The following is a 22,572-nucleotide window of genomic DNA, read 5'->3' on the forward strand; positions in this document are numbered from 1 at the left end:
GTAATCCTCAGATAATCGTACGGGGAACGTTTGAACGTCATATTCAGCTTCATGACGATTGAACTTAGACATAACAGCCAACCGAATCTGTCTGCCACCCGACACTAAGTTGATTTTATCTCTATGTGATCCAAAAATCTCAAGAACGCACTGATCAGTCAGTTATTCCGCATAATCTCAGAGACCATATCAGAGTTTCAGCCGCACCATCCTCTGCTTAATAAGCGCCTGGCTGAGTAGATCAGCGAGGAGCTTATTGGCTCAGAAGAATAACTTGCAGCTTAAATGCAATTTTTAAAGAGCTTTCGTGCTCTATAAAGACAATTAGATGGAGAGGGATTTGCGGCGTAACAGACCTATCATCCCGAGGATGCCGGTCCCCAGCAAGACAAACGAAGAAGGCTCCGGGGTTGAGGATGTGACGATCATCTCTTGCGTCCACGTACCACCCAACGAGGTAACGTAGATGGGGGCATTTTCGATGAGCGGGTCGCTTCCCGAGGTCGTGGCAAAGTAGGGCGGGCACGCCGTGTTTATGTTTGGATAGCAGCTATCGTCAGGATTTGTATAACCAACTGTTTGAGTGACTGGCCCTACCGAGTGCTGGAAGTCGGGAATCGTAAGGGTGAACGGTAGCCCAAGATCTCCATTGTCGTCATCCTCGTAAACCTGTGCTCCTTCGTAAATGGAGTCAACCCCGAGGTCCACAGCAAAACTCCCTATCCCCTGGATACTGACAGTGCTGGTGTTTGGAGTCTGAAAAAACGAGAAATCGTTTGGACCGTAGTATCCAAATAGAATGGCCTGGCTAAGTTGCTCTGGGCTGTACGAAAGAGTGAGCGTCAAAGGCGCGTTGGTAAATGTCTGGCTGCCATAGGAGCCGGTTGCATCTTCCGTGACAATAAACGATACGGTATCAGCGTGAGCGAGCGAGGAAGATCCAACGATGAAAGCGGTGATTAATAGTGCCACAGGAAAGCGCATAAACTCCTCCGAGATGGCCTGACTGATTGCAAACTATCCTGCGTTTACTCCCGGCTGGGATCGACTCAGCACAGTGGAATAAGCGGTCGAACGGTTAAAAGACTGTCAGCAATCATAATCCTGCGACAAGACTTCGAGTCTATCTTTTCTTGGTTAATTTGAGCGTGCAGCCATGATGCAACGTAAAGCGAGAAGCAAAAAACGCCCCGCTGAAGAGATCAGCGGGGCGCTACTGCTTGCTTCCGCTTAGAAGACGAACTTTCCGCTTAGCTGAAGCTGACGCGATGATCCGCCATCGCTGGTGGCGAAGCGTGTCGAACTGATCTGCCCAAAGGTTGAGCCAGCAGTATTGCCCGAGGGCTGACCAAAGTTCGGATGGTTCAGAATGTCGAAGGCGTCGATGCGAAGCTTGAAGGTCACTCGCTCCGTAATCTTCGTATTCTTCTCCGCTGACATATCGACATCCGCGAATCCCGGACCAGTAATGGCGTTGCGGGCGATATTCCCTATCTCTACCGGTACGACCGCAGAGGTTGGAGTAGCTTGCGTAGCCGGATTCTGAAAGCTGCATCCAGCAGGAACTGCAAGAGTTGGACCAATGGGGCAGACCGTCGACTGGATGAACGTAACATTGGCAATCCCTGTCTGAATCTTCCTGGTCGCAATCGGACCGACAAGATTTGGCCGAATCACGCCCGCAACACCGGTAAAGGTAGAGGTGTTGTAGGTGAGATTGACCGGATTGCCAGTCTGGTACTGGACGATGGTCGATAGGCTGAACCCCTCCACAAAGCGATTCCCCTTGAAGGGAAGGTTATAGATTGCGTTGCCTGCATAGTGGTTCCGAGTATCGAAGTCCGAGGGACCATAGTTGCCGGCGGGGTTGTTGCTGTCCTGGAAGGTATAGCCTCCCTGCGATCCGAGCGAGTTGGTATCGAGCGATTTGGACCAGGTGTAGTTCATATTGAACTGCAGCCCGTGACCGGCGTTCTTCGTTGCGACCAGCCACATCGCGTTGTAGTTGGACGAACCCACATCGTTGACCTCGCCGATGTTGGAGTTCGATGACAGACCAGCACCGAACGGGCTGGTTCCAGAGAGCTTCGGGAATGGCCGCACTCCGGCTGCGTCCGGCTGGTTCTCATTCGTCTCCGCGCGCAAGTGCCTGCCGACGGAGCCGTAGTATCCGATCGAGGTCACGATGCCCCAAGGGATCTCCTGCTGGAGATTCAGGTTGTAGGTCTGGGTATAAGCATTCTTGAGATTCGGATTGGTGGAGCTGATCGAGATGCCTGCTGCCGTTGCGGAGGCAAATAACGACGCCACCGGAATGGGAGCCTTCGAGTTCGCGTAAGAGACCTTGGTGCTGAAGGGGAGATTGGACGCCAGGCCGGTGACTACGCCGGAGACCGGCTGATCTGCCAAGTAGGCGTATCCACCACGGACGACCGTCTTCCCTGTCCGAAATACATCCCAGGCAAATCCAAGCCGAGGCTCGTAGTTGAAGTTTTGCGGATAGATACTGCCTACGCCGTTGGTCCCGGTTCTGATCAACGAAACCGTGCCCGGATCGAAGATCACGAGACGATTGGCACCCTCGGTTGGAGTTCCATTCCACTCAAACCGGAAACCATACTCCAATGTCAGCGCGGGAGTGAGTTTGAAGTTGTCCTGAACAAACAGGCCGCCAGCGTTCACGTAGATGCGGCTGTTGATCGTCTGGGGCGTGATCGTGAATCCTGTTGCCAGATCCTGTTCGAAGTGAGCCGTGGTGTCGTAGGTAATCGTACCGGTATCGGAGGAGAAGCTGGCTCCTAGAAACCGTCGAAACTCGCCGCCGAACTTGATGCTGTGTCTCCCCTTCAACAATGTTGCAGCGTCGGAGAACACGCCGAAGGTATCGGTGCGGCCTTGAGGAAAGCCAGATGGGCCGCCGAAGTTCAGCCCGGTGCCTACATCGGTGACCGTGATCTGCGGGATTCCGATGGCCGTAGTGATGTCATCGCCAATACCGAAGTTGGCTGGATCCAACTGTGTCGCCGGCGTGAAGGATATCCCAATGCGGTTGAACCCAAGACGAGCCTCATTGACGAGATTAGGATTGAAGACGTGGGTCTCGTTGAGTGTCAGGATCTGCCGTTTGCCGGTTCGATGATCGCCGAATCCTGGAATCGTATTCCCCTGCAGGTTCGGCTCCGTGCGAACATCTTTTTGATACGCGTAGAAACCATGCAACTGATCGTTCGAGCTGATCTGGTGCAGGATATCGATGGTGCCCTGATCGATGTTCACCGGGCCCGGCGTGAAGGCAACATACTGATTGCCATTGTTCGGCGCAGGAATCAGCGCAAGAAGAGCCTTTGCCGCCGGGGCACCGCTGGTCGCGATTGCACTGCGTACCGCAGGCGAGAAGACGGTGCCATTCTGCAGGATTCCCTGATGCTGACGCAACGCCTCGTAGCTCGCGAAGAAGAAAGTGTGATCTTTCCAGATCGGACCCCCCACAGCGGCGCCGAAGTTGTTCCGCTTCAATGGAGCCTTATCGCCACTCGATGTTCCGTTGGGCCGGTTAAAGTAGTTCCGCGCATCCAGGGCTTCGTTGCGGAAGTAGTCGAACACTTCTCCGTGAAAGGCATTGGTGCCGGACCGCGTGCTGATGTTCACGATCGAGCCGGAGCTCCGGCCATATTCGGCGCTGAACGTCGAGTTGTCGATCTTGAACTCTGAAGTCGTATTGATGGAAGGCTGAAAGGTGATCTGGTTCTGACTCATGTCATTCAGGTTCACGCCATTGATCTGGAAGTTCACAGAGTCTTCGCGATTGCCTGCGGTGATGAAGGAGTTGGCGCCCAATCCACGGCTCGCTCCAGTCAAACTTCCCGCTGTGGGCGCAACTACGCCGCCCGGCGTAAGGACCGTCAGATCGAGAAAGTGCCGGCCATTCAACGGAATCTCCTGGACGGTAGTTTTGTCGATGACCTGACCCACGGTCATCGTCTGTGTCTCAATCTGAGCGGCTCCGCTATCCACCTGAACAACCGCGCCGGCTGACGATAAGGAGAGTTGCGCGTTGACCGAAGCCTTCTGGTCAACCTCGAGATCTACCTTCTGCACCGTGTAGAGCCCGAAGCCGGCGGCTGTGACCTGAACGTCATAGACACCAGGCTGCAGCGAAGGAACCCCATAGATTCCGGATCCGTCAGTAACGACCATACGATCGAGCCCTGTCGCAACCGAATGAACCTTTACCTGCGCACCCGGCACTACAGCTCCGGTCGGATCGGTTACAGTACCGGACAGCGTTGCAGTCGACTGTGCAAAGCAGAAGCCAACACTCATCGTCATCACTGCGACCAAGGCGAACAAACCGGTTGAGAACTTCAGTGAAACTTTCATCGCAAGCCTCCTGCGGAGATACGTACTCCCTTCAAAGACTCTTCTTCGAAAGAACTACGGCTGCTGAACTAGGGATCCTGATCGTTTTGTAGTGTGCAAAACACACCCGATGCCCTGGAGTGATGCCGGTGGTCCGGTCTTGTGCGCCTCTTGCTTCTCTTGATGGATGAGGCTGTGACCGGTTCCACGATGTAAAGAGTAATGTGTGATATCTAACGTTTCATGATCGAGAACAGCTGTCAATATCTCAGCGCCATTACATTCTGATTATTTTTCGTGTAACTTCACGCCCTGGACTGCTCCTGCGTTGCTGCACGTCTGTCCTGGATGTGAGATCTTCCACCCAAAATCCGTAGGGTCAACCTTCCAATGGAAGAAGAGAGCTCCACCTGACAAGAGGTCTTTCAGGCTCGCTTCCACGAAGTACGGAGCCAATGAAGAGAATTTATTGAAATCTCCCTCGGCCATTGCCACAGTGAGGTCTCAGGATTGTCTTTTTCTTGTCATTCGTGCAGACGTTCATGCATTATTTCCCGGGCAAGGATCTTGTTCCCTGCCTTGAGCGTGAAGGTGTACAACTGTTGCCATACAAAAAATGATCTCTGTGGAGCAAGATGAAAGAACAGAAGAAGGACACCAAGCCGGATAACGGCAAGCCCGTGACGCTTAAAGTCCTCGCGGAATATCTGGAGCTCTCCCCTGCAACTATCTCGATTGTTCTCAATAACTCCCCAGTGGCCAAGTCTATTTCTCCGGCCACCAGGGAGCGCGTTCTCGACGCCGCGAAACGGTTCGAATACCGGCCGAACCTGAACGCCCGCATGCTTCGCACCCGTCTTACCAACACCATCGGCGTCATCGTTCCCGAGCTCAGCGAAGGATACTTCACCGGTGTCATGCTCGGCGTTGAGCAGTATCTCCTGCAGGAAGGATTTCTCTACTTCACGGTCAGCCATCTTGGCCGCGCCGACCTTCGCGATGAGTACAAAGAGCTTTTGATGAGTCGCCGCGTCGATGGCTTTCTGTTGGTCAATACTGACCTGCCGGTAAACGTTTCGCTTCCGGTGGTCGGCGTCTCCTCTCACAGCAAGGCATCCGAGGTCTCCAATATTCTGTTGGATCACGACTACGCAGCGAAGATGGCTCTCCGCCACCTCTACGACCTCGGTCACCGCAAGATCGCCTTCATGAAGGGCCAGTCTTATTCTCTCGATTCAGAGGCCCGTTGGAAAGCGATCGTTGAGATTGCGAAGGATCTCGGCATTGTTATCCGTCCCGAGCTTTGCATCTACCTCGAGAAGAATCTCTGGTCGCCGGAACTGGGCTATCCTCCCATGCGCGAGCTACTCTCCCGCACCCGCGATTTCACCGCCATGTTTTGCTTCAACGATACGGCGGCCATCGGCGCTATCCGCGCCATTCAGGATGTAGGCCTGGAGTGCCCGCGCGACATCTCGATCATCGGCTTCGACGACATCATCGTTGCCGAATACTTCAATCCGCGGCTGACTACCGTGCGCCAGCCTCTCCACAAGATGGGCTGGGCCGCTGCGCAGCTGCTCATCAAGCGCATTCAGTGTCCCGACCTGCCCTATCCGCGGGAGGTCCGGTTCGAGCCGGAGCTCGTCGTGAGAGAATCGACCGCAAGCATTCAGAACACCTCTCCGCCTCGGCCGCGGCGAGGTAGAGGTTGACAGGAGCGCCTTGCAATCAGTCCAGCCAGAGGTCTCCCAGGTTAGCCTGAGCCGCTCGACAGTCGTTCGGACCCTAGGGCCAGCGTACTTCTACTTCCTCGTAGCCGGTGCGGTCACAGTCATGCTGGGTCCGCTGTTGCCGCAGCTCATGCAGCACTGGCAGATCCAGGACTCTCAGGCAGGCACCCTTTTCACCGCCGACTTCATTGGCCAGCTCTGCGGCGCATGGATCGCCGCACGCAATCTACGCGCCAGCCTGGTCTACGGCTCGATCCTCTCTGCAGCTGGGTGTCTCGCTCTCATCTCATCAGGCTTCGGACCGGCTCACCTGGCACTTTTTGGTATCGGCGTTGGTCTCGGTGCCGGACTTACCGCCGGCAACATCATCGCGGGAACAACCCTTCCAGCGCTTCGCGCACGACTGCTTGTCATCCTGAACGTCGCCTGGGGGCTCGGTGCGATCGGCTGCCCTCTGCTGATCCATCTCACCAACGGCAGCACGCGCCGCTTCTTCCTCGTTATCGCCGCGCTTCTGTTCGGAGCTTTGATTCTCTCGCTCGCCATACCGCGAACCATACAGCCTAAGAGAGTCTCCGTTGCATCCGCGCCGAAGGAATCAAGATTGTCATGGACCGGGACGTTCCCTCTTCCTCTGATCCCCATGATCGCCTTCGCCGCAGCGATGTTTCTCTACGTCGGCGTCGAAAACTCGCTCGGCGGTTGGCTGCCAAGTTATGCCATCCGTTCCAGCTCTTCCCTCCGCGCCTCCACCATCGCGATCTACTTCTGGATTGCAGAGCTCACAGGGCGCCTGCTCGTCGCCGCACTGATGACCATACTCAGCGAGGGTGCGCTGTATCGACTCTGCCTGGGATCGCTTCTCCTCACCGAGGCACTGCTCTGTCTGATCGTGCACCCGTCGGCAGCCGGAGTCGTCGCGCTCACAGTTCTCAGCGCCTTAACTCTCGCCCCTGTCTTTCCTCTTCTTGTCGCGTTCATGCTTGCCCGCACTGGAAATCACAAACGTCTCGGCCCACTCTTTGCCAGCGCGTCTATTGGTGGAGCGGTGCTGCCTTGGCTGACGGGAGTCTTTTCCACTCAATTCCACGGATTGCGCGCCGGGTTGATCGTACCAGCCGCAGGAGCCGCCCTTCTTCTGGCTCTCTCCAGCATCGTCATTGAAAAAACTGATGCTACTGCCAAAGCAAACTCCTAGACTGCGCTTCAAAGAAAAGAGGCCAGGCGAAGGCCTGACCTCTACGGATTGACGACTGGCAGCTTTTATTTGACAGGAGCTGCAAAATGGTCGCGAAGCTGAATAACGCCGATCACTAGAACCGCCGCCATCGCTGGAGTAAACAAAATATACATAATGCCTCCTTCCCAAAGTAGGTATGTAACTGAAATAGATCTTGTAGATTCGGCCCGCCAAAAGCACAACCCGGCACCTGGATAAGAGCATCTGCAAGACCAAAGACTCCGGCTCAACTTATGCGCGTACTAATCTCCGGCGGAGCGCTCCTGCCACTCCTATCAATCCAGAGCCAAACAAGATCAAGCTCGAAGGCTCCGGCGTCACCGCGGTTCCCACAAACTCCTGCGGGCCTGAAGACGTGTCGTTAGAGGGGATGTACAAAGTGAACTGGTTGAAGTAACCAGAGTTGATCAACGCCTGATTGTCCGCAGCGCTTAGCGCATTGCTCGCCAGCTTCTGGGCGATGGAATCGAAGAGCGAATTTCCCTTCAGATCAGCCGAATCGAAGATGCTCCACTCGGCATACTGAATCTCACTCGCGCTCACTCCCTGCTGCGGATGGAGAATCTCGAAGTAGAGAATCGCATCGGCGCGATAGTCCTGATCCATCACCGAGTTGCCCGTAGGGATGCTCTCTTCGGTGGCTGTCCAGCTCTCGCCGGCGACGATCTCGCGGTTGTAGTTGAGGCACATCAGATTGAGCGTCGACGTGCCAGAGCTAGAGCTCACCTGAAACGAGTACGGATAGATCTCAACACTGCCACCAGAAGGGTTGATCGAACCATTATTGAGGGTGAGCGTATCCGCCTTCCCTACGAGTGAAACAATGCCAAGACAGACGATAGGAACAAGCAAAGCAAATTTAATCTTCAAAGGTCTTTCTCCCGGAAACTGTTGTCAGAGCTTTGTTGTCTCTGATCCCCGCAAACTCCCACCCAAGTCCGGGCACTGAATCTGCGGAAAACGATTGAGTTGAACCAGCACCTGTTCCGATAGCAGTGAACTTGTACCAGCAAGTCATTGCGAAAATACTTACTTCGCCCTGACTCATTGCAAGTCGCGAACCAATCGCAAAGATTAGAGAACTCTTGGTTTTTTGAGCTTTTTGAAGAGGAGCGAGAAGAAATATGCACTTGCTCGACTCGGGAACGCCAAAAGATTGCCTACAAGGGAAATCTTTTTCACTTTTCCTCTGCAATTTGGCAACTCACGCTCACTCACGCAGAAAGATCTGTACGGATAAGGCACAAGATGAAAACGGGACTTGGCTGAAATTCGTGTCCAGCAAAGGAAAGCCTCTTCCCGTGGGAAGAGGCTGGCGTCTTTTAATGAGCATTCTCTAACGACTCAGCAGGCTCAGACCGCGACAGTAAAACTGTCTTCGCTCCGCGTCACAGCGCGGTACATCGTATCGCGCTCAAACGGCTCACGGCCGGCCTCGGTGATCAAACGGACCAGATCCGTCCGCCGCATTCCCTGAGGAGTCGTCGCACCGGCGTCGTGGTATATCTTCTCCTCGATCACGGTGCCGTCGATATCGTCCGCACCGAACCGGAGCGAGATCTGCGCCATCTTCGGCGAGACCATCTGCCAATAGCTCTTGATGTGCGGAAAGTTGTCCAGCATCAGCCGGCCCACGGCGATCTGACGAAGATCCAGCATCCCTGTTGTCCTCGGAATATGAGCCAGCGCCGTATTGTCGGGGTGAAAGGACAGCGGGATAAAGGTCTGAAAGCCGCCGGTCTCGTCCTGCACCGCCCGCAGCTTCATGAGATGGTCGACGCGATCCTCTTCGTTCTCCACGTGTCCATAGAGCATTGTCGCGTTCGAACGCAATCCGATCTGATGCGCCATCCGCGCCGTGTCCAACCACTCGCTGCCGTCGATCTTGTGGTCGCAGATGATGTGCCGCACGCGGTCGGCAAATATCTCCGCGCCACCACCCGGCATTGAATCCACTCCGGCTGCTTTCATCTTCTCCAGCGTCTCCGGAATCGTCATCTTCCCGCGCTTTGCAAGAAACGCCACCTCCACCATAGTGAACGCCTTCACATGCACCTTTGGAAACCTGACCTTCAACCCGCGCACCAGATCCATGAAGTACTCAAACGGCAGGTCGGGATGCAGTCCGCCTACGATGTGGAACTCGGTCACCGCCTCCGAGTATCCCGTGGCAGCGGTCTCCCATGCCTCCTCCAGCGCCATCGTGTAGGTGCCAGCATCGCCCTTCTTCCGCCCAAAGGCGCACAGGCGGCAGGAGGCTACACAGACGTTGGTCGGATTGATATGCCGATTCACATTGAAGTAGGCAATGTCCCCGTGCATCCGCTCCCGTACAAGGTTCGCCAGCCACCCGACGGCGAGAATATCGCCGCTCCGGTAGAGCGTAACTCCGTCGTCGAAGCTGAGCCGCTCTCCCTGCTGAACTTTTGCCGCAATGGGCAGGAGTGCAGCGTCGTCTGTCTGGAAGGAGTGTCGCGCGGGCAAAGAGGCCGATGGAAAGGTCATAATTAGATTCTATTCCTCCTCGGCCTCTTCGCCACGCCTCAGTGCGTCGCCACTTCCTTTGAATCAACCATGCGCGGCTGGATCACCACCCCGTCAAACCAGGTTGTTCCGACCAGGTGATCGCCCATGGGACGTACCAGCTTGAGATTCCATCCGGTATTCCAGTACTGTACCGCGCGATCCGGCAGATGAACCGCAAACGCAATCGTGTTCTTATTACCAGCTGCGATCAGGACGCGCTGCGAGACCGCATCATAAAAGATGCTGTTCACATCGCGCAGGTAGAGGTTCTTGATCGTCTGCCAGGTAGCCCCTTTATCGTCGGAAACGAAGATACCCTGACGACCGCCGATCCAAAGACCACCCGCATCGTCCACGGCCAAAGCCGAGATTTGGTCCAGAGTCTCGGGAAGCTTGATGGGCGTCCACTGTTGGCCGCCATCGAGAGACAATACCGCAGAGTTCAGATTAGCCGCCAGAATCGTTGACTTCGTAGCCGCAACAAAGTTCCAGCTTCGCGGCTCGAAGCCTGCAACCTCTTTCCAGCTCTGCCCCGACGTAGCGCTCTCGAAGAGTCCCATAGAGGTCGCGGTAAAGAGCGTGTCTCCGGACCTGGCAAAGGCATTGATGGCTGGTTGGAAGTCGTGTACCGGCTGCGGGGCAGCAACCTTCCGTACGGCAGTAGCCTGCGGCTTGTGAGTCGCTCCAGCAGACCTCTTCCCTGCCTTTACGGGCGGCGCAGGAGGAGGATTGAGCGTGACATTATCCACGCGGCTCCAGATGGCTCCCTGCAGCCGATAGATCCCGTGTCGTGTGCCAGCCAGCAAAGCCCGGTCCGGGCCCTGAACCAGACTGAAAACATCGTGTCCATTCAATCCAGCACTCGTCTGCGACCAAGCCAGTCCGCCGTTGGTGCTGGCAAAGACGCCGCCCATCGCCTTGTCGTTAACCACGCCTACGTAGACGACGTTCGGATTCGAAGCGTCGGCAAGGTACGAGGTGATCTGCCGCGCCGAAAAGCCACTGTTCGACTGGGAGAACGAGTTCCCCCCATCATTACTCGCGAGAACACCACCGCGGTCGGTCGCAAGCATCACCCGATTCGTATTGGTCGGATCGACGAAAACATCATTGATGATTACCTCCGGGCCTGTGGTACGTTGCCATGTGCTGCCCGAGTCCACCGTGCGAAACAACCCTTCCGTCGTTCCCGCAAAGACAATGTTCCGATTCGTTGGGTCCTGCATCAGCACGCGGGTTCTGCGAGCAGTCGAAGGAATCCCCTGTACTTTCTGAAAGAGCTCGCCGCTGGTCTGGCTCTTGTAGATCCCCGAGCAGGCGCTCGCATAGACCACCTTCGGATCCTTGGGGTCGACGATGATCGAAAAAACATCCGAATCATCGATGACGCCCTGCTTGATATTGGTCCAATGCTGTCCGCCATCGACGGTCTTCCAGGGAAGATGCCATGTCCCGGCGTAGATGATCTGAGGGTCGACAGGATCGATCGCGATCGACTCAACCTCGTGCAGCTCCTGGCTTCCTGCCGGACTGATCAGCTTCCAGTGCTCGCCACCGTCGGTAGTCTGATAGACGCCTTTGAGAGTGCCTGCCACCAACATCTGCGGGTTCGAGGGAGAAGCTGTCAACGCGCGGATTGACTGTCCCTGCATATCGCTCTGACTCTCCCACGTGAGACCGCCGTCTTTGCTGAGAAACATTCCGCCATCCGGGCTGCCCAGCACCCAGGCGCCCACTACCAGATGCTTCGAATCGGCACCGCTCACCACAATCGAATCCAGTACCAGATCGTCGCGTTTACCGATCCACGCGAGCCGCTTCCAGCTACCGCCACCATCATGCGACTCATACATCCAACCCGTCGCCGTACCCAGGTACAGATGAGAGTGATCGTGAGGATCAACAGCGAAGGCACGCGCGTCGCCTCCGTCGGGACCATAGGGAAGCCAACTGGCCGCATGTAAACGGACACAACATAAAACGATCAGGAGAGTAGCAAATCTGAGAGGGAGTCGAAGAAATCTGTTCAAGGAATTTTCCAGTCTGTAGCGGATTGTAGAAATCAAGGCATCGGCCTATCAACACAAAAGCTGACTGGGGAACTCCCCAGTCAGCCAGTGTGCAGGTCTACGGCTGATTGTTACTTCTTCTTGTGGTGGTGCACTGGCGCCGTCCGTGGCTTGGCGGTTACTGCGCTTTCGTCCACAGGGGTGAGACCAGAGGTGCTCAACGTTGCACCCGCAGGGATCAACGTCGTCGTCACAGTCTTGCCGTTATCAGAACCGGTGTAGACCGAGACGCGGCTGGCGTCGACGCCCTTTTCCGTTACCAGATATGCCTTGGCATTGACGGCGCGCTCAGCAGCGAGCTTGTCGCCACGCTTCTCAGCGCTGTCCTTATCGCCAACCACAGCGAGCTTCGCATCCGAGGTGCGCTGCAGGTTGAGAGCGATATCGTCCAGGCAAGCCTTGGCTTCGTTATCCACACGAGCCGGACGCTTCTTGTCGCGGTCGAAGTTGATTGAGCAAAGCTGGCTGGTCGTTGGCGCTGGCGGCGGCGGCGGGGCATTGACCGTGACCGTAGTCGTCGAAGATGCCGTCTGACCCTTGTCATCGACAACGTTGCAAGTCACAGTAATGGTGCCAGGAGCTGCACCGGTCGTGGTCAGAGTCGCAGTAGAGTTGCTACCGGACACAGAGCCAGCCGAGGAGCTGTAGCTATAGGTAAGAGGACGATTCTGTGGGCTCAGACCACTAGCAGTGATCGTCGCAGAGTCTCCAGGAGCAACAGTCGAAGGATTTGCCGAGCAGCTGATGGTCGGCGGCTCATATGCCTTCACCGTATAGCTGGCCGAGCAATCCGCCATCTCGCCAGGCTTTGCACCCTCGCTCACATGGCCCTTGGCCGTGTAGGTGCCGGGGTTCGCAGACTTGGTGTCAATGTTAGCAGTGCTCGAGCTACCCGAGATCGTGCCGCCATCAGCTGTCCAAGTGTAGGTTGCCGTCTTCTTCGGGTTCAAGTTCAAAGCAGAACCGGTAATCGTAATAGGATCGCCAGGGAAAACCGTAGAAGGAGAAGCCGCGCAGGAGTAGGTCACCGGCGGAGGAGGAATGATGTGGCCGAAGTGAGCCACAATGCCAGTGCTCAACTCAGCCGCGCTGATGTTGGCACGACCGCCAAGAACGCCGCTGGTCGGAATAGTCGCAGGCGGGCCAAAGTCCGCATGGATGTACCGATAGTCGGCCTGGAAGAGGCGGAGCGAGAATTTGTGGTTGAAGAAGGGAAGATCGTAGTCCATCCCGCCGCCGACGGTCAGGGTCGGACCCCACTGGAAGGGCTCAAAGTAGGTCCCGTTATGAGAGTTCGGACCGTCGATGCGTGCGCCCCCAGCAAGACCATGGGCAAACAGAGTGAAACCCTGCAGCGGAACGCGGAAGATAGGACCCGCAGAAGCTGTGAAGACATCGTCGTTTTTGCCATTCGGATGAGCCGCGAAGATGATCTCGCCACCGACATATTTGTTGAAGTAGTACGCACCGCTGCCGATCGCGCCCACATCAACTGACGAATAGTTGACGTCCGCCGGCTTTACCTGGCCGTGAGCTCCGAAGTAGGAGTACCCAAGGAAAACATCGACGCGCGAAGGGTTCGGCCCCACCGGGGCGGCTGTGCTGGGAGTCTGCGCACTGAGACTGGCAACTCCGAGACCGACTGCACATGCAGCCAGTACATACCGGCGTGTACTACGAAACGGGCGATAAACCATTCGAGTTCCTCCACTCAAAGTCTTGCGTTTTACGAGCCTTCACACTTCTACAGGGATCGTTTTGTAAGTTCGATTCTTTACAGCTTACTTCAGTTGCTAATGCATCCGGTAAAAAAATACTCTTCGGTGACACTATTTTCAATACGTTACCAGCGAGAGAGGTAAAAATCTCCCAGTAGCAACTAGCCTGAACCCTTCCAGTAAACTGCATCGTTACTAGTGCGTTAACTCAAATTGAGTGTTTTTCGAACAGATCCGCGTTCCTGCTGGATCTTTTCCTGCAAAAGTGTAATCGCGTAAAGCAGCTGCTCCGGCCGTGGCGGACACCCCGGAACATACACATCCACCGGAATCACCTGGTTGACCCCCTGCAAGAGCGCGTAGTTGTTGAAAACCCCACCCGAGGTCGCACACGCCCCCATCGAGATCACCCACTTCGGCTCGGGCATCTGTTCATACAGGCGGCGAATCACCGGGGCCATCTTCTGCGAGACCCGTCCCGCAATGATCATCAGGTCGCTCTGACGTGGCGACGGACGAAATACCTCGGCCCCAAACCGGGCGATATCGTACCGCGATCCGCCCATCGACATCATCTCGATCGCACAGCACGCCAGCCCAAAGGTCATAGGCCAGATGGAGTTTTTTCGCACCCAGTTGATCGCAGCATCCATCGAAGCCAACACCACGCCCTCCGGCTGCTGCTCTCCCCAGCTCACCTCGCTTACCTTCTCGTGGTTTTTACCGAAGCTGTCCAGTGTGCCGAAGATATACCGGTCGTTCTTTTGCGGAGTAGCGGTCGGACGGCCATTGCTCGTGTTGTCGTTGGTAGCTGTGCTCATGCCTCTAATATAAAACCCCGCGCGGGTGACGCATAGCTTATTCCGCTCGCTTTATCGCCAGACAAACAAAGTGCAAGCCGCGCTCAGGCCTACCGCGCATTCTCATCCATCGCCTGCAACAGCGCCTTCCGCAGCGTCTTTTCGTCGTCCTTATCCAGCTTCGCCCCACTCCGCGTCAGGTAAAAAACGTCAATTGCCATCTCGCCCTCGGTATCTACCAGCGCCACCTCGATATTGCACCCCTGCGCCGCCAACGTCAGGCTCAGCGCACGCAGCAGCCCGGTCGTATCCTGCGCCACCACCTCCATCAGCGTACTGTGAGACGAGGCTTTTTCATCGAACTCCACTCGCGTCTCCACTACCACTAATGGAGCCTTCCGCCTCCCTCGCCGTCGCCCGCTCAACAGCTTCTCCACCGTTACCGTACCCGTGATCACGTCATGCACGCTCTTCACAAACGCAGCATGTTCGGAGGCATTCATCTCCAGTGTCTTGAAGCTGTCCGTAAACCGGAACATATCCACCACCACGCCCTGCCGGTTTGAAAACGCATCCGCAGTCACGATATTCATCCCCCAGGCCGCCAGTGCCCCTGCCATCGCTGCAAACAGCTGAGGCCGGTCCCGCGTCACCAGCGTCAGTTCACTCACCACAGACGAGTAGCGAAAGTCCAACTGTACGGCATCGCTCTCAAATGCCATCGCCATCTTGAAGTGCGTCCGCACCTGCTCCGGAGTTCTCGTCAAAACGTAGCGCTCCGGAAATCCCTCCAGGTACTCCCTCACTGCAGCCTTCTGTCCAGGCAGCAACGCGACTACGCGATGCACCAGTTCGCTCTCCTCCTGCGCCCCGAGCCGCTCATCATCTACGCTCCTATCCAGGAAATTCGCAGTGGCCATATACAGCCGCCACAGATTCTCCGCCTTCCAAGGTGTCAACGCATCCGGATGCACCGCATTGATATCCGCATAGGTAAACAACGTCAGCATCCGCAGAGCCTCCGGCGTCTGCATCTTCCCCGCAAACGCCCGCACCGTCTCCGCATCGAAGATATCCCGCCGCAGCGCAGCCGACATCTCCAAATGATTTGTAATCAGGCTCACCACAAGCCCACTCTCGTACGCATCAAGCTCCAGCCGCTCCAGCACACTCTCGGCCATCCGGGCACTCTCGCGCGTATGATCCCCCGTGCTGCGGCCCTTCCCAGTGTCATGCAGCAGCGCCGCCAGATACAACAGCCCCGGATGCGGCAGCTCTCGCAGAACCCCGCCAAACCGCGCCGCCCACTCCGCCATGCCACCCATCTGCGCGGTCTCCAGCCCATGAAGCGTGTCAATCAGCACAAACGTATGTTCATCCACCGTGTACCGGTGGTACGCATCCCGGATCACCAGCGCATCGATTCCATGAAACTCAGGAATCAGGAGCTCCAGCACGCCAAGCGCGTGCATCGACCGCAGCGCATCTCCCGCATGTGGCCCGGTCAAAATCTCCTGCAGATGATGCCACAGCGTTGGCCCCTCCTCGAGGTGCGCCGAGAGTAGCGGGAGCCCCCGCGAAAACCTCTCCTCCGCCTCTCTGCCCAGCGTCGCCCCAGTCCGTGCCATCGCCGCAAACACCCGCAGCACGACATCCGGATCTTCCGCTGGCTCATGTCCAAACTCGCCGAGCGTCTCCAGGATCACGCGTCCGCGCTCCAGCCAAAACCCCTGATGCTGCATCTCAGACTTCCGCTCGCGCCTCAACCCCAACAGCTTCGAACCCGAAGGGGCAGGCACCTCGTCCAGCATCTGCGTCACTCGCCGCTCCACACTGCGCGCATGGCGAAAGTACAGGCGCATCCAGTACGCTGCATCCGCCTTCTTCGACTTGCGCCCGGTCAACCCAACCATCGTCTCCGCCGCGGCATCCTGGGCCTGCCAGTCCAGCGTATTGTCGTCGCGCTCATGCCTGTAATGAAGAAAACACCGTACCAGCCAGAGAAACTCCACCGCCTTGCGAAACTCGCCGTCCTCTTCCCCAGCCGCATGATCGCCGTCGTTTTTCTTCTGCGCCAGCACCGCGACATGGCGCAACTTCGTCATCCACCCGCACACATGCACGTCCCGGAGGCCGCCGGGACAGTCCTTGATATTCGGCTCCAGATGAAAAAGCGTATCCCCATACTTCGCATGGCGAGCCCGCGTCAGCTCCAGCAATCGAGTAGTCGCCGCCTTGTGCTCTCGCTGAAGCAGCTTCGGCCCACTTTGGCCCGCGAGCTTCTCATACAGCACCCCATCCCCAGCCACTAATCGATGGTCCATCAGCGAGAGCAGAAACTCCGCGTTTTCAGGATCGAACTTTTCACACTCTGCAATCTTCCGCGTCACTGGCGAGACCCGAATCCCACAGTCCCACATCTCCTGGGTCACCCGTCGAATCGCGCCTTTAGCATCCTTCTCCGCCAGCTTCCCATCCAGCAGAAAGAGCAGATCCACATCGGAGTAAGGAAACAGCTCCCGCCGTCCATAACCTCCGACAGCCACCAGCGTAACTCCAGCCTTCAGCGTTGGCTCGTGCTCCACCGCCTGCGCCCAGAGCCCGCCCACCAGCTCATCCATCGCCGCAGCCCGCGCAGCAATCGCAGCCGCACCCGAGACGCCACCCGCTTCAAAGGCACCACGAACCTCCAGCATCTTCCGCTGGTACACTCCGCGCATCCCACCCGCTATGGACTCATTCCCCTGCATGGCTATCTTGCTCGAAAGAAGTTTAAGCATACAGCCAGGTCACTTCGTGACGTGTATATCGACTTCGCCCTGGGGCACCCGAAGGAGTTAAATAGTCACGAAGTGACCGCCCCACGCGCAGTGGGCCCGTCCGGCAGGACCCATCTTCAGCCTAAAGCGCAATCTCCCCACGCTCATCGTTCCGAATCCGAATCGCCTCATCAATCTTCGAGATGAAGATCTTTCCGTCGCCGATCGTCCCCGTCCGCGCCGCGCCTGTAATCGCCAGAATCGCCTTATCCAGCATCTCGTCCGCGACCACCACCTCAAGCTTCACCTTCGGCAGCAGATCCACCGAGTACTCGCGCCCGCGGTAGAACTCCGTATGCCCCTTCTGCCGCCCATGCCCCCGAGCCTCAATGATAGTCATGCCCTCAACGCCAATCTCCACCAGGGCATCTTTCACCGCGTCCAGCTTCGACGGCTGAATCACCGCTTCAATCTTCTGCATATCCGTATCTTCCTCTCGAACCTGTCTCTGTAGCGGAGCTCTCTGCTGCGCAAGTTTAGTGCGCCCAATCGTATCCTTCTTCGCCGTGCTGCGAAAGATCCAGTCCCTCGCGCTCGTCGTCCTCACTCACCCTAAGCCCAATCAATTTATCGACGATGAAAAGAATAATCAACGTACCCACAATCGAAAGAGTCCACGCAATCGCCACGCCGATCAGCTGGTTCAGCAGCTGGTGAGCATTTCCCTCAATCAGCCCCGTGGCCTTCCCCGCTCCGAAGATCGGATTGATCACGCTGTTCGCAAACACGCCCGTAAGTAGTGCGCCGATGGTTCCACCCGCGCCATGGACACCGAACGCATCCAGCGAATCGTCATAGCCAAACGCAGCCTTCACCTTCACCACCATCAGGTAGCAGAACACCCCCGCGATCAGCCCAATCCAGAGCGCTGACATCGGCGTCACAAAACCCGAAGCGGGAGTAATCGCCACCAGCCCGGCCACTGCTCCAGAGATCGCGCCCAACGCCGAGGGCTTACCCTGCCGAATCCACTCCGCCACACTCCAGCCAATCGCCGCAGCTGCCGCGCCAAAGTGCGTCGCCACAAACGCCGACGTCGCCAATGTCCCCGAGCTCAACGCCGAGCCGGCATTGAAGCCAAACCAGCCCACCCACAGCAAACACGCCCCGATAAAGCTCAACACCACCGAGTGCGGCGGCATTGGCACCTTCGGGTACCCCAGCCTCTTGCCCAGGTATAACGCCGTCACCAGCGCCGAAACTCCCGAGGTCACATGCACCACCGTCCCACCCGCGAAGTCCAGACAAGGAAACCGTCCGCCCAGCGAAGCATTCAGCAATCCGCCCTTACCCCACACCATATGCGCCATCGGGCTATACACAATCAGCGCCCACAGCACCATAAACACCAGCATCGCGGAGAACTTCATACGCTCCGCAAACGCTCCCGTGATCAGCGCCGGTGTAATAATCGCGAACATTAACTGATAGACCATGAATGTCTGCAGAGGAATCGTCGCGGCATACTTGACATCCGGAGCCAGACCAACCCCGCGCAGAAACACATTGTGCAGCCCGCCGATAAACGCGTTGCCCTCGCCAAACGCCAGCGAGTACGTTACCAACGCCCACAGCACCGTGATCACAGCCATCATCGCGAAGGTCTGCATCATCGTGCCCAGAATGTTCTTCTTGCGTACCAGGCCGCCGTAAAACAGGGCCAGCCCCGGCCCGCTCATCATCAGCACCAGCGCAGCCGAAACCAACATCCAGCCGTTGTCACCAGCCGTCTGCGCCTGCGCGATCAACGCGGCATTATCCGCGTTCTGCTTCTCCAGCACCGCGATCCGATCCGCTTGACTCGTCCCTACCGTCGAAGCCGCAGGAGACATCGTCTGGGCCATCACACGCGACCCACCCACCACTGACCCGACAACAATCAGCGCAAACAAAAAAGCCAGAAACACCTTCGCCACTGGAAGACGCATCGTTTCAATCACCCGTTTCAAAGTTAGTCATCTAAAAATAAACAAAGTTATCAGGAGAGAAGAGATGTGCCGTCAATTCGCCAATCCGGCAGCCTGCAACTCAATCTTCACACGTCACCAGAAGCGAAGCACCCTCCGCATCGCTCCAGTTCGCTTTACTCTACACAAGGGAGCGCGCAACACAAAGCGAGAAGTTGTTCCCATAGTCTTCCCCCGAAAGGCACGCCTCATGTCCACCGCAACTCTCCATCGCTGGAACGAAATCGAACCCGAACAGCTCAACCCTCTTCTCACCCGCCAATTCGTCACCGGCGCGCTGGCTATGTTCGCCCGCGTAGTGCTCACCAAAGGCTGCGTTGTTCCGCGGCACTCTCATCCCAACGAGCAGATCACCTTCATCACCGAAGGTATCCTCCGCTTCGACTACGACGACGGCACCTCCCACACCGTAAAAGCAGGGGAAGTCCTGGTCATCCCCGCTGACCTTCCGCACTCGGCCACCGCGCTCGAAGACACCATCGACTTCGACATCTTTGCACCACCGCGCCAGGATTGGATCGACAAAGACGACAGCTACCTCCGCTGACTGTTCTGCCGGACGGGCCGCCTCGCGGCGAGCCCGTCCGACAGGACCACTCGTCATGGATCCCTTCGACATCGCACCCACCAATCCCGTACCCTTGCGTCAGCACGAAAGGCTACGCCGGAGAATCCATGAAGCACCTGGTCCAAAAGCAGCTCGCTCAATCCATCTCCACTCTGCAGTCAGTACTCGCCGACGACACCATCACCTGCATCCTCGTTACCGTCGCCCAACTCACGGCGAACGCCATGCAATCCGGCCACAAATTACTCGTCGCGGGCAACGGTGGCTCCGCAGCCGACGCCCAGCACCTCGTCGCCGAGTTCGTAGTCCGCCTCACCGTTGACCGCCCTGCCCTCCGCGCCATCGCCCTCACCACCGACACCTCCATCCTCACTGCCGCCGGCAACGACTACGGCTTCGATCACCTCTTCTCCCGTCAGCTAGAAGCCCTCGGCCAGCCCGGCGACATCTTCCTCGGTATCTCCACCTCCGGCAACTCGAAGAACATCGTCAAAGCGCTGCACACCGCCAAAAAGATCGGTATCACCACCGTCGGCTTCACTGGCAATGACGGCGGCACCATGCGCCCGCTCTGCGACTACAACATCGTCATCCCCTCCGCCATCACCATGAACATCCAGGAGTCTCACCTGGCCCTTGAGCACATCTTCTGCATGCTCGTCGAGCGTTTCACCTTCGGCAAAGACTTTGACACCAAACCGGAGATCCTCAGCGAATAGCTACTAACCATCTCGCTCATCGCTCCGCCAGCAGAACGTTAACATCCTTCTCAAAGTCTCCCTGCCGCACTGCACCCGAGTACGTCTTCGCCACCCTGCCCTGCCGGTCCACCAGTACCGTCTCAGGCACTCCTGCCATCCCATACGCCATCTGCGAACCCGGCTCCGGAAGCGCCACCGGATACGGCACATGAAACTCCTCTACAAACTTCCTCACCTTCGCCGTCCCGCCCTCATCGACCGCCACTCCAACGACCGCCAACCCCTGCGGTCCCAAATCCCGCGACAGCCGAATCAACCCCGGCGTCTCCTCCCAGCACGGTTCACACCAGCTCGCCCAGTAGTTCACCAGCACCACCTGCCCGCGATGCTCCGCCATCCTCCAAGTCCCTCCGTCGAGCCGCAACATCACCATCTCCGGCATCGCCCTGCGCTCAGTCACCGGTACAATCCCGCCTGACTGTCGCGTCGCAAAGTACCACGCCCAGCTCAGCCCCGCGAAGGCGATCGCCACTGCTCCATACCGGGCCCACTTCGACTCCATTCCCAACCTCGCTAACTCCGTCGACTCAGCCTAACTCTTTCCTCGCATCCAAGAGCTATGTACAGTGTGAGTGGCGCACCACCGCCGCAGCCAGAAGGGACACTCCTCATTCGCACCCGCGCTCGCACCGGTCTCCTCAAAACGACAGCTCTTCTGGCCCTGCTCCTCACCGCGATCCCTGCCGTCCCGTACTCCGTCCAAACCCATCAAGCACTGATCGATCTGGCGTGGAAGCAGTCCATCCGCCCCCTCCTGCTCAAAAAATTCCCTACCCTCACCGAATCGCAGCTCCAGGAGGCACACGCCTACGCCTATGGTGGGAGCGCCATTCAGGACTTCGGCTACTATCCCTTCGGCAACGCCTTCTTCTCCGACCTCACCCACTATGTCCGCTCCGGCGACTTCGTCCTCTCGCTGCTTCATAACGCTCATACCCCCGACGAGCTGGCCTTCGCTGTCGGCTCCCTTTCGCACTACATAGGTGACAACTACGGGCACAAATACGCCGTCAATCAGTCTGTGCCGGTCGAATTCCCTAAGCTTGAAACAAAGTACGGCACCTCGGTCAACTACGCTGAAGACCCTCACGCCCACGTCCAGACCGAGTTTGCCTTCGACGTCAATCAGCTCAGCAAGCTCCGTTTTGCTCCATCCGCCTACACCAAGTTCGTCGGGCTCGAGGTTCCCCAGCCTCTGCTCCGCAAAGCCTTCTTCGAAACCTACGGCCTGCGTCTGCCCGACATCATCGGCAGCAAAGAGACCTCCATCCGCATCTATCGCTACGCCGTCCGCCGCTTCCTGCCCAACATCGCCCGTGCCGAAACCCTCCTCCACAAAAAGAACTTCCCCACCGATCTTCCCAGCCCCGACCTCGACACACTTGCCAACGATCTCCACCAAGCCGCCGCCGACAACAACTGGGAGGCCTACCGCAAAAAGCCCGGCATCCGCAGCCACCTCTACGCTGGTTTCATCTTCATCCTCCCCAAGATCGGTACACTCAAGCTCCTCGCCATAAAAGGTCCCAATCAGCAGACCGAAGATCTCTACATCAAGAGTGTGAATCACTCCATCTCCGCGCTGCGCCTCGTACTCGCGAACTACGACAATATCGGCAACTACATCGCCAACCGTGACCTAGACACCGGCGACGTCGTAAAGCCAGGCGCCTATCGCCTCGCCGACGAGACCTACGCCAAACTTCTCGCCACCATCACGAAGAATCCCGCCAACGTTGTTCCCTTTCAGCTCAAGCACGACCTCATCGCTTACTACGCTGACCCGCAGTCCCCCATCGAGACCAAGAAAAATCCGCAGAAGTGGGCGCAGTTACAAGCCAATCTGCAGACACTCGCCTCCATGAAGACCATCGGCGAACTCGACCCCGTCCCTGACGAAGTCCTCTCCGCCGACTAAACCGCAATAACAATTCCAGCTTCGCACTGAAAAAAATCTCTCCAAATCGAACGCCATAGAGGCCATCTCCTCCTTTTCTTTGCATCCAACCAGT

At 57.2% G+C, this 22,572-nt stretch carries 16 protein-coding genes; 5 read left to right on the forward strand and 11 right to left on the reverse strand.

Features of this window, described 5'->3' with window-relative positions:
* Positions 1-324: 324 nt before the first annotated feature.
* Both GSQ94_RS17360 and GSQ94_RS17365 read right to left on the reverse strand, forming a co-directional pair.
* On the reverse strand, positions 325-984 hold the full coding sequence (locus GSQ94_RS17360) for a PEP-CTERM sorting domain-containing protein (protein ID WP_158945114.1): 660 nt from the start codon (positions 982-984) through the stop codon (positions 325-327).
* Positions 985-1,230: 246 nt separating this feature from the next.
* Positions 1,231-4,380, reverse strand: a complete 3,150-nt coding sequence (locus GSQ94_RS17365) for a TonB-dependent receptor (RefSeq protein ID WP_158945115.1) — start codon at positions 4,378-4,380, stop codon at positions 1,231-1,233.
* Between the two features lie 614 nt (positions 4,381-4,994).
* On the opposite strand from GSQ94_RS17365, the gene GSQ94_RS17370 reads away from it, so the two are divergent.
* A complete protein-coding gene (locus tag GSQ94_RS17370) occupies positions 4,995-6,074 on the forward strand; it encodes a LacI family DNA-binding transcriptional regulator (protein WP_158945116.1) in 1,080 nt (359 codons plus the stop codon).
* A gap of 10 nt (positions 6,075-6,084) precedes the next feature.
* Positions 6,085-7,290 (forward strand): sugar MFS transporter, encoded by a 1,206-nt coding sequence (locus GSQ94_RS17375; protein ID WP_158945117.1) that lies wholly within the window; start codon positions 6,085-6,087, stop codon positions 7,288-7,290.
* Between the two features lie 273 nt (positions 7,291-7,563).
* On the opposite strand, the gene GSQ94_RS17380 is transcribed toward GSQ94_RS17375, so the two are convergent.
* The 8 genes from GSQ94_RS17380 to GSQ94_RS17415 form a co-directional block, all read right to left on the reverse strand.
* Positions 7,564-8,202 (reverse strand): PEP-CTERM sorting domain-containing protein, encoded by a 639-nt coding sequence (locus GSQ94_RS17380; RefSeq protein ID WP_254063948.1) that lies wholly within the window; start codon positions 8,200-8,202, stop codon positions 7,564-7,566.
* 483 nt (positions 8,203-8,685) lie between these two features.
* On the reverse strand, positions 8,686-9,837 hold the full coding sequence (gene mqnE / locus GSQ94_RS17385) for an aminofutalosine synthase MqnE (RefSeq protein ID WP_158945118.1): 1,152 nt from the start codon (positions 9,835-9,837) through the stop codon (positions 8,686-8,688).
* A gap of 38 nt (positions 9,838-9,875) precedes the next feature.
* Entirely contained in the window at positions 9,876-11,888 is a 2,013-nt protein-coding gene (locus GSQ94_RS17390) for a hypothetical protein (RefSeq protein WP_254063949.1), read from the reverse strand.
* A gap of 110 nt (positions 11,889-11,998) precedes the next feature.
* A complete protein-coding gene (locus GSQ94_RS17395) occupies positions 11,999-13,624 on the reverse strand; it encodes an OmpA family protein (protein ID WP_158945119.1) in 1,626 nt (541 codons plus the stop codon).
* Between the two features lie 224 nt (positions 13,625-13,848).
* A complete protein-coding gene (locus GSQ94_RS17400) occupies positions 13,849-14,466 on the reverse strand; it encodes an NADH-quinone oxidoreductase subunit B family protein (protein WP_158945120.1) in 618 nt (205 codons plus the stop codon).
* Positions 14,467-14,555: 89 nt separating this feature from the next.
* Entirely contained in the window at positions 14,556-17,225 is a 2,670-nt protein-coding gene (gene glnD, locus GSQ94_RS17405; RefSeq protein ID WP_158945121.1) for a [protein-PII] uridylyltransferase, read from the reverse strand.
* Positions 17,226-17,346: 121 nt separating this feature from the next.
* Positions 17,347-17,685 carry a P-II family nitrogen regulator gene (locus tag GSQ94_RS17410; protein WP_158945122.1) on the reverse strand — a complete coding sequence of 113 codons (339 nt, stop codon included), beginning with the start codon at positions 17,683-17,685 and terminating at the stop codon, positions 17,347-17,349.
* A gap of 55 nt (positions 17,686-17,740) precedes the next feature.
* Positions 17,741-19,108 carry an ammonium transporter gene (locus tag GSQ94_RS17415; RefSeq protein WP_371417555.1) on the reverse strand — a complete coding sequence of 456 codons (1,368 nt, stop codon included), beginning with the start codon at positions 19,106-19,108 and terminating at the stop codon, positions 17,741-17,743.
* Between the two features lie 148 nt (positions 19,109-19,256).
* On the opposite strand from GSQ94_RS17415, the gene GSQ94_RS17420 reads away from it, so the two are divergent.
* Together GSQ94_RS17420 and GSQ94_RS17425 are read left to right on the forward strand one after the other, a co-directional pair.
* Positions 19,257-19,778 carry a cupin domain-containing protein gene (locus GSQ94_RS17420; RefSeq protein ID WP_254063950.1) on the forward strand — a complete coding sequence of 174 codons (522 nt, stop codon included), beginning with the start codon at positions 19,257-19,259 and terminating at the stop codon, positions 19,776-19,778.
* Positions 19,779-19,906: 128 nt separating this feature from the next.
* Positions 19,907-20,518 (forward strand): SIS domain-containing protein, encoded by a 612-nt coding sequence (locus GSQ94_RS17425; protein ID WP_158945124.1) that lies wholly within the window; start codon positions 19,907-19,909, stop codon positions 20,516-20,518.
* Positions 20,519-20,534: 16 nt separating this feature from the next.
* On the opposite strand, the gene GSQ94_RS17430 is transcribed toward GSQ94_RS17425, so the two are convergent.
* The gene (locus tag GSQ94_RS17430) at positions 20,535-21,062 is read right to left on the reverse strand and encodes a TlpA disulfide reductase family protein (RefSeq protein ID WP_158945125.1); all 528 of its coding nucleotides are present in this window, start codon (positions 21,060-21,062) and stop codon (positions 20,535-20,537) included.
* 57 nt (positions 21,063-21,119) lie between these two features.
* Between GSQ94_RS17430 and GSQ94_RS17435 the strand changes: the two genes are divergently transcribed.
* The gene (locus GSQ94_RS17435) at positions 21,120-22,478 is read left to right on the forward strand and encodes a zinc dependent phospholipase C family protein (protein ID WP_158945126.1); all 1,359 of its coding nucleotides are present in this window, start codon (positions 21,120-21,122) and stop codon (positions 22,476-22,478) included.
* Positions 22,479-22,572: the final 94 nt, after the last annotated feature.

This window comes from Granulicella sp. S190 (assembly GCF_009766095.1).
Classification (GTDB): domain Bacteria; phylum Acidobacteriota; class Terriglobia; order Terriglobales; family Acidobacteriaceae; genus Edaphobacter.

Excerpts from the sequence above, each read along its gene's own strand:
- GSQ94_RS17360 (WP_158945114.1), bottom strand. The coding sequence starts at position 984 with ATGCGCTTTCCTGTGGCACTATTAATCACCGCTTTCATCGTTGGATCT.
- GSQ94_RS17365 (WP_158945115.1), bottom strand. The coding sequence starts at position 4,380 with ATGAAAGTTTCACTGAAGTTCTCAACCGGTTTGTTCGCCTTGGTCGCA.
- GSQ94_RS17370 (WP_158945116.1), top strand. The coding sequence starts at position 4,995 with ATGAAAGAACAGAAGAAGGACACCAAGCCGGATAACGGCAAGCCCGTG.
- mqnE (WP_158945118.1), bottom strand. The coding sequence starts at position 9,837 with ATGACCTTTCCATCGGCCTCTTTGCCCGCGCGACACTCCTTCCAGACA.
- GSQ94_RS17395 (WP_158945119.1), bottom strand. The coding sequence starts at position 13,624 with ATGGTTTATCGCCCGTTTCGTAGTACACGCCGGTATGTACTGGCTGCA.
- GSQ94_RS17400 (WP_158945120.1), bottom strand. The coding sequence starts at position 14,466 with ATGAGCACAGCTACCAACGACAACACGAGCAATGGCCGTCCGACCGCT.
- glnD (WP_158945121.1), bottom strand. The coding sequence starts at position 17,225 with ATGCTTAAACTTCTTTCGAGCAAGATAGCCATGCAGGGGAATGAGTCC.
- GSQ94_RS17410 (WP_158945122.1), bottom strand. The coding sequence starts at position 17,685 with ATGCAGAAGATTGAAGCGGTGATTCAGCCGTCGAAGCTGGACGCGGTG.
- GSQ94_RS17415 (WP_371417555.1), bottom strand. The coding sequence starts at position 19,108 with ATGGCCCAGACGATGTCTCCTGCGGCTTCGACGGTAGGGACGAGTCAA.
- GSQ94_RS17420 (WP_254063950.1), top strand. The coding sequence starts at position 19,257 with ATGTGCCGTCAATTCGCCAATCCGGCAGCCTGCAACTCAATCTTCACA.
- GSQ94_RS17425 (WP_158945124.1), top strand. The coding sequence starts at position 19,907 with ATGAAGCACCTGGTCCAAAAGCAGCTCGCTCAATCCATCTCCACTCTG.
- GSQ94_RS17430 (WP_158945125.1), bottom strand. The coding sequence starts at position 21,062 with ATGGAGTCGAAGTGGGCCCGGTATGGAGCAGTGGCGATCGCCTTCGCG.
- GSQ94_RS17435 (WP_158945126.1), top strand. The coding sequence starts at position 21,120 with ATGTACAGTGTGAGTGGCGCACCACCGCCGCAGCCAGAAGGGACACTC.